Raw genomic sequence first — 13,165 nt, forward strand, 5'->3', positions numbered from 1 at the left:
AAAAATGGCACTTAGAACAATCCGTGTACAGGGGGATTCTGTACTGACAAAAAAATCCCGGACAGTAGACAAAATGACACCGAGGATCGGGGAACTGATCACAGATATGCTGGATACCATGTATGATGCAATGGGTGTTGGCCTCGCTGCACCACAGGTAGGAATCCTGAAACGTATCGTTGTCATCGATGTAGGTGAGGGCCCGATCGTGCTGATCAATCCGGAGATCCTTGAGACAAGCGGCGAGCAGACCGGTGACGAGGGATGCCTGAGCGTTCCGGGAATGGCAGGACAGGTAACACGTCCGAACTATGTGAAGGTAAAAGCACTTGATGTAAATATGAACGAACAGATCTACGAGGGAGAGGGCCTTCTGGCAAGAGCATTCTGTCATGAGATTGACCATCTGGATGGAAAAATGTATACAGAACTTGTGGAGGGAGAACTTCACAAGGTAACTTATGATGAAGAAGACTAAAGGCGGGATACTATGAAGATTATTTATATGGGAACTCCGGACTTTGCGGTGGCGCCTCTTGTAGCACTGGCAGAGAACGGATATGAAGTGGAGGCTGTGATCACACAGCCGGACAAACCGAAGGGCAGAGGCAAAACTATGATGCCTACTCCTGTAAAAGAAGAAGCACTGAAACACGGGATCCCGGTACTGCAGCCGGTGAAGGTAAGAGATCCTGAATTTGTGGAAGAACTGAAAAATCTTGCACCGGACATCATCATTGTTGCGGCATTCGGGCAGATCATTCCAAAGAGCATCCTGGATATGCCGAGATTCGGATGTATCAATATCCATGCGTCTCTGCTTCCTAAATATCGTGGAGCTGCACCGATCCAGCAGGCGGTGATCGACGGTGAAAAAGAATCCGGTGTTACCATTATGCAGATGGGAACCGGTCTGGATACCGGTGATATGATTTCTAGGATCGTGGTTCCGCTTGTCAAAGATGAGACAGGTGGAAGCTTGTTTGATAAGCTCGCACAGGCAGGTGCAGAGCTTCTGGTACAGACTTTACCGTCCATTTTTGACGGAACTGCAACCCGCGAGAAACAGCCGGAGGAGAGTCCAACACCATATGCTGCCATGATCTCCAAAAAAATGGGGCTTCTGGATTTCAGCAAAAATGCGGAAGAACTGGAGCGTCTGGTAAGAGGCCTTGATCCATGGCCAAGCGCTTTTACCTTTATCAATGGAAAAACATTGAAGGTCTGGAAGAGCTCTGTTCTGGAAAAACAGGCACAGGAAGCACCGGGAACTGTGATAGCCGCTGACAAAGGAGGAATCCAGGTAGCATGCGGCCAGAAGGTACTCGTGCTCCATGAAGTGCAGCTGGAAGGCAAAAAACGCATGGAAGCGGATGCGTTCCTTCGGGGATATCAGTTGAAACCAGGAGACATGTTCAGAGATTCCAGGGAGTGATGAGTTATGTACGGATATGGTTATTACGGATGGGGAATGGACCCCACGATTCTTTTGCTCGTGATCGGAATGCTTCTTTCTCTTGCGGCATCCGCGAAGCTGCGCAGTACCTTTGCAGTCTATAAAAAGGTCCGGAGTCATTCAGGTATCACCGGTGCGGAAGCTGCACAGAGGATCCTGAGAGCGGCTGGGATCACAGACGTACAGGTGGTTCCGATCCGCGGAAGTCTTACGGATCACTATGATCCGAGAACGAAAACGGTTTCCCTTTCAGAAGATATTTATGGAAGAAATTCTCTGGCGGCTGTGGGGGTGGCAGCACATGAATGTGGCCATGCGATCCAGGATGCGATCAATTATGCACCACTGAATATCCGTTCAGCCATTGTACCTGCCGCAAATATTGGTTCCCAGCTTTCGTGGCCGTTGTTTATCGCAGGACTGATCTTTTCCATTGATCCGCTGGTAACTCTGGGAATTGTTTTGTTTTCACTGGCAGTACTGTTTCAGCTGGTGACACTTCCGGTTGAGATCAATGCGTCTTCCAGAGCGCTTAAAATGCTGGAAAGTACAGGTATCTTAGGTGCAGATGAAAAAAAGGGTGCAAGAAAAGTACTTACAGCGGCAGCGCTTACCTATGTAGCAGCTCTGGCGGCATCTATTCTGCAGCTTCTGAGACTGATTATCCTTGCAGGAGGTAGAGATCGTGATTAGCAGCGGAGTAAATACCAGAGAACTGATCCTTGAGATCCTGTTACAGATCGAGGAGGAGGGTGAGCACAGCCATATTGCGATCCGGAATGCGCTTTCCAAATATCAGTTTCTTCCGAAACAGGAACGTAGCTTTATTACAAGAGTATGTGAGGGAACCCTGGAATACAGGATCTATATTGATTATGTCATCGATTCTTTTTCCAAGGTTTCTGTAAACAAGATGAAACCGCAGATCCGTGAGATTCTGAGAAGTGCGGTATATCAGCTGAAATTTATGGACAGTGTTCCGGACAGTGCAGTATGCAATGAAGCGGTAAAGCTGGCACAGCGAAAAGGCTTTTATAATCTAAAGCCCTTTGTCAACGGGGTGCTCCGTACGATCGCAAGAGAGATCGGTGATCTGGAGCTTCCTTCCAGGGAAGAAAACGAAGTCCGTTATCTTTCTGTGAAATATTCCATGCCGGAATATCTGGTAGAAAAATGGAAAGCAGCCTACGGAGTGAAGACTACGGAGAAGATCCTGGAGGATTTTCTGACAGAAAGACCGATCACAGTACGGTGCCGTACTCATAAGGCGTCTCTGAGAGAGATCGTCACCAGTTTGAAGTCTCAGGGAGTGACAGTAGAACAGGCTCCTTATCTTCCCTATGCACTGAAGATTTCCGATTACAATCATATTTTGACACTTGAGACCTTCCTTCAGGGAAAGATCCTGGTGCAGGATGTAAGCTCTATGCTTGTAGCGGAAGCTGCAAGTCCGAAAAAAGGCGACCATATCATCGACATGTGCGCTGCACCAGGTGGAAAAAGCATCCATGCGGCAGACAAAATGGGGGATTACGGAAATGTGGATGCCAGAGATGTAAGTCAGTATAAGGCAGATCTTATCAAAGAAAACATCCACAGGACCGGAGTGATCAATGTGGAAGCCAGAGTTCAGGATGCAACGGTATATGATCCGGATTCCGAACAGGCTGCGGATATTGTGATCGCAGATGTACCGTGCTCCGGTTATGGAGTTATCGGCAAGAAACCGGAAATCAAATACCGGGCAACTCCGCAGAAACAGGAAGAGATCGTAATGCTCCAGAGAATGATCCTGGATAAGGCTGCGAAGTATGTGAAACCGGATGGAACGCTGATCTTCAGCACATGTACCATTGCCCGGGAAGAAAACGAAGAAAATGTATTATGGTTTTTAAAGAATTATCCGTACCGGCTGGAAAGCCTGGATCCGTATATTCCGGAGGAACTGCACTGTAAATCCACGAAGCTTGGCTATCTGCAGCTTCTGCCGGGAATACATAAGACAGATGGATTCTTTATTGCCAGATTCAGAAGGAAATAACAGAAAATGACAGATGTAAAATCCATGACCATGGAGGAATTGAAGGAATTCATGACAAAGATCGGTGAAAAGCCTTTCCGGGCGAAACAGATCTATGCATGGCTTCACCAGCAGCTGGTTACCTCCTGGGATGAAATGACAAATCTTTCCAAAAGCCTCAGGGAAAAGCTTTCGGCTTATCCGATCACAGCACTGACCCAGGCAGATGTAAGGATCTCAAAAATTGACGGAACCAGAAAATATCTGTTCCAGCTGGAAGATGGAAATGTGATCGAGAGTGTTCTCATGCGGTATCACCACGGAAATTCTGTGTGCATTTCTTCTCAGGTGGGCTGCCGTATGGGATGCAGATTCTGTGCATCTACCATCGGAGGACTGACCAGATGCCTGAAACCGTCCGAGATGCTGGATCAGATTTACCGTATCCAGGCAGATACCGGCGAACGTGTGGCCAATGTAGTTGTGATGGGAACCGGTGAGCCGATGGATAATTATGACAATCTTGTCCGTTTTGTCCGGATCCTTACCGACGAAAACGGTCTTGGGATCAGTCAGAGAAATGTGACGGTTTCTACCTGTGGGATCGTGCCGAAGATGTATGATCTGGCTGAAGAAAAGCTTCAGATCACTCTGGCACTTTCCCTTCATGCTCCAAATGATGAAAAACGACAGGAACTGATGCCGATCGCGAATAAGTATTCCATGGATGAGGTTCTGGATGCCTGCAGAAATTATTTTGACAAAACAGGCCGAAGGATCACCTTTGAGTACAGTCTTGTAGCCGGCGTCAACGACAGTGAAGAAGATGCGAGACAGCTGGCAGGCCGTATAAAAGGCATCAATTGCCATGTAAATCTGATTCCGGTCAATCCCATCAAGGAACGCTCCTATGTGAGGTCTACTCGACAGGCTGTGGAGAATTTCAAAATAAAACTTGAAAAATACGGAATTAATGTTACTATTAGAAGGGAAATGGGCAGCGATATCGACGGTGCCTGTGGACAGCTAAGAAAAAGTTACATGGAAAAAACAGAAAGCGAGAAGTGACATGAGGATATACTCAGCTACTGATGTAGGGCAGAAGCGGAAGATGAATCAGGATTACGTGTTTGCATCTGAAGGTCCGGTTGGAAATCTGCCTAATCTTTTCACAGTCGCGGACGGAATGGGCGGACATAACGCCGGTGACTATGCATCCTCACATGCAGTACGGATCCTTGTGGATGAAATCCGTGAAGATGCGGATTACAATCCTGTGAAGGTTATTCGTCATGCGATCGAAGCTGCGAACACGGAGATCAGAAACCGTGCGCAGGAAGACGAAAACCTCCGGGGCATGGGAACCACTATGGTGGTGGCGACTATTGTAGATCAGTATGCCTATGTAGCCAATGTGGGTGACAGCCGTTTATATGTGATCCAGGACGGAATCCGCCAGGTCACCAGAGATCATTCCCTGGTACAGGAAATGGTGAGAATGGGCGAGATCAGCGAAGCGGAAGCACGGAATCATCCAGATAAGAACATCATTACAAGGGCACTTGGCGCGGAGAAAACGGTGGATGTGGATTTCTTTGATCTGAAACTTGAAAAAGGATGTACGATCCTGATGTGTTCAGACGGTCTCAGCAATATGGTTGAAGATGAGAAGATCCAGGAGATCATATCCGATCCGGAAGCAGATATTGATCAGAAGGGCAGTGCGCTCCTTCGGGAAGCAAATCAGAATGGTGGTAAGGATAATATTGCAGTCGTACTGGTAGAGCCATTCACGAATGAGGTGGAAGCATGTTGAAGACGGGAATGATCATAGCCGAGCGCTATGAGATCGTAGGAAAAATCGGAACTGGCGGAATGGCAGATGTCTATAAGGCTATGGACCATAAGCTGAACCGTTTTGTTGCAGTGAAGGTCCTGAAACCGGAGTTTCGGGAAGACACCACGTTTATAAAGAAATTCAGAAGTGAGGCCCAGGCGGCAGCTGGTCTTACACATCCGAATATCGTCAATGTATTTGACGTAGGAGATGACGGCGGTGTTTATTACATTGTTATGGAACTGATCGAGGGTATCACTCTGAAGGAATACATCTCCAAGAAGGGAAAGCTTTCCATTAAAGAGGCTACAAGTATCGCAATCCAGGTTTCTATGGGTCTGGAGGCGGCACACAGCCATGGTATCGTTCACAGAGATGTGAAACCCCAGAATATCATTATCTCCACAGATGGTAAAGTAAAGGTGACAGATTTTGGAATTGCCAGAGCTGCATCTTCCAATACGATCAGCTCCAATGTAATGGGATCTGTACATTACAGCTCACCTGAGCAGGTGAGAGGCGGATACAGCGATGAGAAGAGCGATATCTATTCTCTTGGAATCACACTGTATGAGATGGTCACAGGAAGAGTTCCTTTTGACGGAGATACCACTGTGGCGATCGCTATCAAGCATCTGCAGGAAGAGATGGTTCCGCCAAGTGTTTATACACCGGATCTTCCGTACAGTCTGGAGCAGATCATTCTGAAATGTACACAGAAAAGTGTAGATCGTCGTTACAGCCGTATGGAGGATGTGATCGCAGACCTGAAGCATTCTCTGATCGATCCCCAGGGTGATTTTGTAAAGCTTACTACAGTTGACAACGATGCCAAGACGGTTGTGATCTCAGAAGAAGAGCTTGGTGAGATCAAACATACACCGAAGCAGATCACAAAACCGGAGATCACCGCACTTGAGGAAGAAAAATACGACGATAACGATTACGATGATGCAGAGGAAGAATACAGACCGAGATCCGAGCATAGATCCGGAAAGAAAAAGAAGCATCATGGTTCCGGAAGAGGCCTGACGATTGCGGCACTGATCGGAGGTGCAGTCCTTCTGATCGTTCTTGTGGTAGTGCTTGGACGTGCCGCAGGACTGTTTGGAACCGGCAGCAGCGGAGTTGCAGACAGCAGCAAGGCAGAGGCGAAGCAGGAATCAGCAGCTGACGGTCTGGCAACCGTTCCTGATCTTGTAGGCAAGACAGAGGAAGAGGCTAAAACACTTGCAAACGATGCACATCTGGGTGTCCAGATGGCCGGTGAGGAGGCATCCGATCAGGAAAAAGGTAGGATCTCCCGTCAGGAGACAGCTGCGGGAACACAGGTTGAAGCCAATACAACTGTGAAATACTGGGTAAGCACCGGAACAGCACAGGTTACGATCCCAGATTTGGATGGACGTACAGGAATCGATGCACAGCAGACTCTGGAAGATCTTGGACTTCAGGTAAATGTCCAGAAAGAATACAGCGACACAGATGACAACGGATATGCACTGGTAGATCCGGGATATGTTTACAATGTCGAACCGGCAGCAGGTACTTCTGTGCAGGCAAGCTCTTCTGTAACACTGACAGTCAGTCGAGGGGTTGATTATGGCGATAATGCTGAGGTTCCGAGTGTTGTAGGAATGACCAAGGATGATGCGCTTACTACTTTAGGGAAATTTATTGATATCCAGATAACAGAACAGCAGAGTACAGAAGCTGCAGGTACAGTTATCGCACAGGATCCGGAAGCCTATGCGGCAGCAGACCCGGATCAGCCGATCAGCATTACCATCAGCTCCGGTGACAAGGCTCCATCCACAGACAGCACAGCATCTGCAGATAGTACAGCATCTACAGACAGTACAGCATCCACAGACAGCACAGTATCCACAACTACATCTACAGCAGATGTCAATGCAAACACAGGCTGGAAATGTACACAGACACTGGATACCCCGTCCGGCTACAATGGAGGCGCGATCCGTCTGGAACTGATCCAGGATGTAAACGGTGAGCCTAAGGCATCCACCATCATTGATGGACAGAATATCAGCTTCCCGTATCAGCTTGATATCTCAGGTGCTGAGGGCGTTACCTCAGGAACCATCTATCTCTATGAAGAGGTAGACGGGGATTATCAGCAGCTTGGAACCTACACGGTTACATTCAAGAAAGCTGAGTGATCATGCAGGGAAAGATAATCAAAGGTATTGCCGGATTCTACTACGTATATGCAGAAGACGGTAATACATATGAATGCAGAGCCAAGGGAATTTTCCGTAAGGATAAATTCAAGCCTCTGGTAGGTGACAATGTGGACATTACAGTTCTGGATGAAAAGGAACTGGAGGGAAGTGTGACGGAGATCCACAAGCGGAAGAATTCTCTGATCCGTCCGGCTGTGGCCAATGTAGATCAAGCACTGGTGATCTTTGCCATGGATAATCCGAAGCCGAACTTCATGCTTCTGGATCGTTTCCTCATTATGATGGAGAGGGAAGGTGTTCCGGCAGTCATCTGTTTTAACAAAAAAGATCTGGCAACAACGGAAGAACTGGAATTTCTCTATGAAACATACCAGAGCTGCGGCTATCAGGTGATCCTGTCAAGTGCCCTGAAGGGAGAAGGACTCGACGAGATCGAAGAAGTGCTTCAGGGCAGGACAACTGTGGTTGCCGGCCCATCCGGCGTGGGAAAATCTTCTCTTACAAATTCCCTTCAGGAAGAAGTGGAGATGGAAACCGGTGAGATCAGCCGTAAGCTGAAACGGGGAAAACATACCACGCGCCATGCACAGATCATACCGGTGGCACAGGATACATTCCTTGTGGATACACCGGGATTTTCCTCCTTATATATTGAAAATATGGAGGAGCAGGAACTGAAGGATTACTTTCCGGAGTTCCGAAGATATGAAGGACAGTGCCGCTTTCAGGGGTGCCGTCACATACATGAACCGGGCTGCGCTGTTAAGGAAGCCCTTGAGAACAATGAGATCAGCAGACTCCGATATGAAGATTATCTGGAGCTGCACCAGGAATTAAAAGAGAAAAGGAGATACTGAGTCATGGAATACCGATTGTGCCCGTCGATCTTATCAGCAGATTTTAACAGACTGGGAGAACAGATCAAAATTCTGGAAAAGGAAGGCGTTGAATATCTGCATATTGATGTTATGGATGGAGATTTTGTTCCCAGCATTTCTTTTGGAATGCCGGTGATCAAATCGATCCGGAAAGAATCCAACATGTTTTTCGACGTACATTTGATGGTAACAGAACCGGAAAGATATATCCGCGATTTTGTAGAATGCGGAGCAGATTCCATTACTGTACATGCGGAGGCATGTGAGGATCTGGAGCGTACACTGGAGCAGATCAGGGCAGCAGGGGTAAAGGCGGCAGTTTCGATCAAGCCATCCACACCGGTAAATGACATCAGCCATCTTCTTGAAGATGTGGATATGGTGCTGATAATGACTGTTCAGCCAGGATTTGGCGGACAGAAATACATGGACGAATGCACGGAGAAGATCCAGGAGCTTCGTGAGCTTATTGATGAAGAAGAGCTGGATGTTGATATCCAGGTAGATGGTGGTATCAATGATGATACACTGGAGACGGTTATGCGTGCCGGTGCAAACCTCATGGTCGCAGGTTCCTGGGTATTTAAGGGCGATGTGGCAGCCAATGTAAGACACATTACAGAAAAAATCCACAATATCAAAAAAGAGCTGGACTGAAAATGATCGATACAATAATAATCAGCGGGGGCAATATCCAGAATGGTTTTGCCCTCGATTTTTTAAAAAAAAGAATAGAAGAAAGCCGAGGAGAGAAAATCACTCTTGTTGCTGCAGATAAGGGGATGGAATGGTTTATGAAAAACCGGGAATTTATTCCGGATCTTGCAATTGGGGATTTTGACAGTCTTTCCGAAGAAGGCCAAAAATATATGGAAAGCCTGAAGGGAACGGAGATCATCAGGCTGAAGCCAGAGAAGGATGATTCGGATACACAGTCTGCGGTAAACCAGATGATCCGCAAGGGTGCAAAGGATATCCTGATCCTGGGAGCTACCGGCACAAGGCTGGATCATGTGCTGGCGAATCTGGGATTGCTTTCCATGGGTAAGGAACAGGGCGTTCGTATTGCGATCGCAGATCAGTGGAATTATATCACACTTGCAGAAAGCGGAACCATACTGCACAGAGAGGAGCAGTTTGGAAAATATGTTTCATTCTTTACTGTGGGAGGTGATGTGACAGGCCTCACTCTGAGGGGATTTAAGTATCCGCTGAACGGATATCATCTGACAGTAGAAGACAGTGGCCTGACCGTCAGCAATGAGATTTCGGAAGAAACCGCAGAGATCCTGTATGAAAGCGGGCAGCTTCTGATGATCATGTCCAGGGACTGACAGTAACAATAATTGCCTCACAGTTGCGATTTCAGGCTGTGTATGGTAATATGGGACAGGAATGGCCTGAAAAACGGAAAGGCCTGTTTAAAGAGTATCTGAAAAATACTGTAAATAAATATATTGAAAGGACGTATATAGAGAGATGAAATTAGGAATCGTAGGTCTTCCTAACGTAGGAAAAAGTACATTATTCAATTCACTGACAAAAGCCGGAGCAGAATCCGCAAACTATCCGTTCTGTACTATCGACCCCAATGTGGGTGTTGTAACCGTTCCGGATGAGAGACTGAATCTTCTCGGAGATTTTTATAAATCAAAAAAAGTAACACCGGCAGTGATCGAATTCGTCGATATTGCAGGTCTTGTAAAAGGCGCATCTAAGGGAGAGGGACTTGGAAACCAGTTCCTTGCAAATATCCGTGAGGTAGATGCTATCGTTCACGTGGTACGCTGCTTTGAGGATTCCAATGTTGTTCATGTAGATGGAAGCATTGATCCGCTCCGCGATATCGAGACTATTAATCTGGAGCTTGTTTTCTCTGATCTTGAGATCCTCGAGAGAAGAATTGCCAAGGTTACCAAGACTGCACGTATGGATAAGGAAGCTGCCAAAGAGCTTGCATTCCTTGAAAAAGTAAAGGCGCATCTGGAAGAGGGACAGCTTGCCATTACTCTGGAAACAGAGAACGAAGATGAGGATGCATGGCTTGCAACCTATAATCTTCTTACTGCAAAACCGGTGATCTATGCGGCTAACGTTGCAGAGGATGATATCGCAGATGATGGGGCGAACAATCAGTATGTACAGGCAGTACGTGAATACGCTGCCAAACAGAACAGCGAGGTATTTGTGATCTGTGCGCAGATCGAGGAGGAGATCTCCGAGCTGGATGAGGATGAGAGAAAGATGTTCCTTGAGGATCTGGGACTGACAGAATCCGGCCTTGAGAAGCTGGTGCGCGCAAGCTATCACCTTCTTGGACTTATGAGTTTCCTGACAGCAGGAGAGGATGAGACAAGAGCATGGACCATCAAGATCGGAACCAAGGCACCGCAGGCAGCAGGTAAGATCCACACAGACTTTGAACGTGGATTTATCAAAGCAGAGGTTGTGAATTATCAGGATCTTCTGGATTGCGGTTCCTATGCAGGTGCCAGAGAGAAGGGCCTTGTACGTATGGAAGGAAAAGAGTACGTTGTACAGGACGGAGATGTGATCTTATTCAGATTTAACGTGTGATCACCAACGTCTGTGAAATACCGGCTGTAAGCTGAAAAATTATAACAGGTGATTTTATGGATATGTCAATTCGGTTTCCCGGATTAAATCTGGTTTTGGATCATGTGCCGAGATCCTTTGAGATCTTTGGCTTTGAGATCACGATCTATGGCGTCCTGATCGCGATAGGAATGCTTCTGGGAATCTTTTTTGTGGTACTGGAAGCCAGAAGAAATCATGAAGATCCGGATGCATATCTGGATCTGGCCATCATAACGCTGCTTTCCGGTGTGGCAGGGGCGAGGTTGCTTTATGTGGCTTTTTCCTGGAGCCTTTATAAAAATGATCCGGGACAGCTTCTGAATATACGGTCCGGAGGACTTATGTTTTATGGCGGACTTCTGGGCGGTGTGCTGGGTGGTGCGGTCTACTGCAGGATCCGAAAGAAATCCTTCTGGCAGATGGCAGATCTTGCCTGCATGGGACTTCTGATCGGGCAGATAATAGGAAAGTGGGGAAGCTTTTTTAACAGAGAATCTTTCGGGGAATATGCAGACAACATTTTTTCCATGCAGCTGCCGCTGACTGCGGTACGGGCAGGAGAGGTCACCACGGCTATGCGTGAAAAGCTTCAAACCGTGGACGGTGGTACCTGGATTTTGGTACAGCCCTTGTTTTTCTATGAAAGTCTCTGGTGTCTGCTTGTGCTTTTGATGCTTATGATGCTGCTTCGCAAAAAAGTATTTCAGGGAGAGATCTTTCTGAGATATCTGGCAGGCTATGGTCTTGGAAGAGCAGTGATCCAGTGGTTCCGCACAGATAAAATACTGTTTCCGGGAACCGGCGTGGATGTTTCACTGGTGATCTCGGTAATACTTTTCGTTCTTTGCACCGTGGTAGTTGCAGTGAAACGCGTGATGTCCAGAAAGCGGGCAAAAGTACGGATGAGAAGGATCGAGAAAGATCAGCAAGCAGAGAAAGAAGCGGAACAGCAACGGGAAAATGTAGCAGAGAATCTGGAAACAGAGACTGTACAGGGAGAAAAAAATGGATCAGAACGAGATACAGAAGAAAGAGGAAGCTCTTCGGAAAGCGTCACTTTTGCAGCAGCTGCAGGAGGAACGGAAGAAGCTGGACAGCCAGATCAGGAGCAGGAGCGATCTTCTGAAGAATCTGGAGGCCAGCCAAAGAGTTGACCGTATTCTGGAATTATATTACGGAAACTGAGATCAAACAGATATAGGATACAGATGCTTTTGTCTGATGGATCAGAATATAGAATAGGATACCGGTATTTGGCTGATAAGAGCAGCAGAAAACTGCCCTGCAGGAAAACGTCTTCTATGACGTTTCCGGCGGGGCAGTTTTTGTGCTGTGCAGTAGGAATATATCAGTACATCTTTCGGAAATCCAGAGGAGTTGTGCCTGTGACTTTACGGAACATGGCGATAAAGTGGCTGGCATCGGAAAATCCGGAAGCGCCGGCAACATCCTGGATCTTCATATCCGGTCTGGAAAGCAGAAGCTCCCGGGCGCGGCTGATGCGGTACATGGTAACGTACTCGTAAACCGAGCAGCCCATAAAACGGCGGAACAGACGGGAAAGATACTGCGGAGAGACAAAAACGCTCCGGCTCAGCTGCGCTGCAGTGATATCCTGCTGATAACCGGTTTCGATTTCTTTTATTACCGGGATCACATATCTCTGGTAGAGCGGATTATCCTGTATCTTCGGAGAAGCTGCACAGTCTGTAAAATTCATAAGAAAATTATAGCAGTCGGAAGAAAGAGATTTCATATCCGGTGTGGGCTGATGATATTTACGCAAGGTAGAAGAAATCATTTTCCGGATACTGGCTCCTTGTTCCTTTTCGATAAGGATCACTTCCTGGTTGTCTGTCATGGAAGGAATGCTGCCTGCCAGTGTTCCTGTGAAGGTGGCAAACATCGTGGTCCAGGAAGTAGACTCTCTGTGATAGGAATGAGGGACACCGGGGGCGATGAGGATGCCCTCGTTGGCTCCGAGAGTATAAAATTTCCCACGGACTTCAATGCGTCCGGTACCCTTTTCAGTCTGGAGGTAATGATAATACGGATATCCGTCCGGACGGAAGATATTAACCTGATTCCAGTGGTTCCCAAGAGATTCAAACATGAAGGGAGCACTGACCGGAGTGTTTCTGAAATAGATCGACATGATATTCACCTGTTTCT

The 13,165-nt window shown here is 47.2% G+C and carries 13 protein-coding genes; 12 read left to right on the forward strand and 1 reads right to left on the reverse strand.

Annotated elements, in window-relative coordinates:
• The first annotated feature begins 4 nt into the window (after positions 1–4).
• From def to lgt, 12 genes are all read left to right on the forward strand, one after another.
• On the forward strand, positions 5–478 hold the full coding sequence (def, locus tag ABCM67_RS09635; RefSeq protein WP_021651614.1) for a peptide deformylase: 474 nt from the start codon (positions 5–7) through the stop codon (positions 476–478).
• Positions 479–490: 12 nt separating this feature from the next.
• Positions 491–1,435: a methionyl-tRNA formyltransferase gene (gene fmt, locus ABCM67_RS09640; RefSeq protein ID WP_178687457.1), complete on the forward strand. Its 945-nt coding sequence runs from the start codon at positions 491–493 to the stop codon at positions 1,433–1,435.
• 6 nt (positions 1,436–1,441) lie between these two features.
• Positions 1,442–2,149 (forward strand): zinc metallopeptidase, encoded by a 708-nt coding sequence (locus ABCM67_RS09645; protein WP_015526118.1) that lies wholly within the window; start codon positions 1,442–1,444, stop codon positions 2,147–2,149.
• Positions 2,145–3,497 carry a 16S rRNA (cytosine(967)-C(5))-methyltransferase RsmB gene (rsmB, locus tag ABCM67_RS09650; RefSeq protein ID WP_044961572.1) on the forward strand — a complete coding sequence of 451 codons (1,353 nt, stop codon included), beginning with the start codon at positions 2,145–2,147 and terminating at the stop codon, positions 3,495–3,497. Before ABCM67_RS09645 ends, rsmB begins: the two co-directional genes overlap by 5 nt.
• Before the next feature lie 6 nt (positions 3,498–3,503).
• Entirely contained in the window at positions 3,504–4,544 is a 1,041-nt protein-coding gene (rlmN, locus tag ABCM67_RS09655; RefSeq protein ID WP_015526117.1) for a 23S rRNA (adenine(2503)-C(2))-methyltransferase RlmN, read from the forward strand.
• A 1-nt stretch (position 4,545) separates the two neighbouring features.
• Positions 4,546–5,292 (forward strand): Stp1/IreP family PP2C-type Ser/Thr phosphatase, encoded by a 747-nt coding sequence (locus ABCM67_RS09660; RefSeq protein WP_021651617.1) that lies wholly within the window; start codon positions 4,546–4,548, stop codon positions 5,290–5,292.
• On the forward strand, positions 5,286–7,493 hold the full coding sequence (gene pknB, locus ABCM67_RS09665) for a Stk1 family PASTA domain-containing Ser/Thr kinase (RefSeq protein WP_342992820.1): 2,208 nt from the start codon (positions 5,286–5,288) through the stop codon (positions 7,491–7,493). Before ABCM67_RS09660 ends, pknB begins: the two co-directional genes overlap by 7 nt.
• Positions 7,494–7,495: 2 nt before the next feature.
• The gene (rsgA, locus tag ABCM67_RS09670) at positions 7,496–8,374 is read left to right on the forward strand and encodes a ribosome small subunit-dependent GTPase A (RefSeq protein WP_021651619.1); all 879 of its coding nucleotides are present in this window, start codon (positions 7,496–7,498) and stop codon (positions 8,372–8,374) included.
• Positions 8,375–8,377: 3 nt separating this feature from the next.
• Positions 8,378–9,052 (forward strand): ribulose-phosphate 3-epimerase, encoded by a 675-nt coding sequence (gene rpe, locus ABCM67_RS09675; RefSeq protein ID WP_015526113.1) that lies wholly within the window; start codon positions 8,378–8,380, stop codon positions 9,050–9,052.
• 2 nt (positions 9,053–9,054) lie between these two features.
• The gene (locus ABCM67_RS09680; RefSeq protein WP_342992821.1) at positions 9,055–9,729 is read left to right on the forward strand and encodes a thiamine diphosphokinase; all 675 of its coding nucleotides are present in this window, start codon (positions 9,055–9,057) and stop codon (positions 9,727–9,729) included.
• A gap of 145 nt (positions 9,730–9,874) precedes the next feature.
• Positions 9,875–10,972: a redox-regulated ATPase YchF gene (gene ychF, locus ABCM67_RS09685; protein ID WP_044961563.1), complete on the forward strand. Its 1,098-nt coding sequence runs from the start codon at positions 9,875–9,877 to the stop codon at positions 10,970–10,972.
• 56 nt (positions 10,973–11,028) lie between these two features.
• A complete protein-coding gene (lgt, locus tag ABCM67_RS09690) occupies positions 11,029–12,147 on the forward strand; it encodes a prolipoprotein diacylglyceryl transferase (RefSeq protein ID WP_342992822.1) in 1,119 nt (372 codons plus the stop codon).
• Between the two features lie 194 nt (positions 12,148–12,341).
• Here the strand turns inward: lgt and ABCM67_RS09695 are convergent, their stop codons facing one another.
• A complete protein-coding gene (locus ABCM67_RS09695) occupies positions 12,342–13,148 on the reverse strand; it encodes a helix-turn-helix domain-containing protein (RefSeq protein WP_015526109.1) in 807 nt (268 codons plus the stop codon).
• Positions 13,149–13,165 lie beyond the last annotated feature (17 nt).

The sequence above is a fragment of the Blautia sp. 2227st1_G12_2227SCRN_220401 genome, assembly GCF_039062885.1.
Taxonomy (GTDB): Bacteria; Bacillota; Clostridia; order Lachnospirales; family Lachnospiraceae; genus Blautia_A; species Blautia_A fusiformis.

What these genes read in the sequence shown, in the direction of transcription:
- def (WP_021651614.1), top strand. Translation starts at nt 5, where the DNA reads ATGGCACTTAGAACAATCCGTGTACAGGGGGATTCTGTACTGACAAAA.
- lgt (WP_342992822.1), top strand. Translation starts at nt 11,029, where the DNA reads ATGGATATGTCAATTCGGTTTCCCGGATTAAATCTGGTTTTGGATCAT.
- pknB (WP_342992820.1), top strand. Translation starts at nt 5,286, where the DNA reads ATGTTGAAGACGGGAATGATCATAGCCGAGCGCTATGAGATCGTAGGA.
- rsgA (WP_021651619.1), top strand. Translation starts at nt 7,496, where the DNA reads ATGCAGGGAAAGATAATCAAAGGTATTGCCGGATTCTACTACGTATAT.
- ABCM67_RS09680 (WP_342992821.1), top strand. Translation starts at nt 9,055, where the DNA reads ATGATCGATACAATAATAATCAGCGGGGGCAATATCCAGAATGGTTTT.
- ABCM67_RS09660 (WP_021651617.1), top strand. Translation starts at nt 4,546, where the DNA reads ATGAGGATATACTCAGCTACTGATGTAGGGCAGAAGCGGAAGATGAAT.
- ychF (WP_044961563.1), top strand. Translation starts at nt 9,875, where the DNA reads ATGAAATTAGGAATCGTAGGTCTTCCTAACGTAGGAAAAAGTACATTA.
- rpe (WP_015526113.1), top strand. Translation starts at nt 8,378, where the DNA reads ATGGAATACCGATTGTGCCCGTCGATCTTATCAGCAGATTTTAACAGA.
- ABCM67_RS09645 (WP_015526118.1), top strand. Translation starts at nt 1,442, where the DNA reads ATGTACGGATATGGTTATTACGGATGGGGAATGGACCCCACGATTCTT.
- fmt (WP_178687457.1), top strand. Translation starts at nt 491, where the DNA reads ATGAAGATTATTTATATGGGAACTCCGGACTTTGCGGTGGCGCCTCTT.
- rlmN (WP_015526117.1), top strand. Translation starts at nt 3,504, where the DNA reads ATGACAGATGTAAAATCCATGACCATGGAGGAATTGAAGGAATTCATG.
- ABCM67_RS09695 (WP_015526109.1), bottom strand. Translation starts at nt 13,148, where the DNA reads ATGTCGATCTATTTCAGAAACACTCCGGTCAGTGCTCCCTTCATGTTT.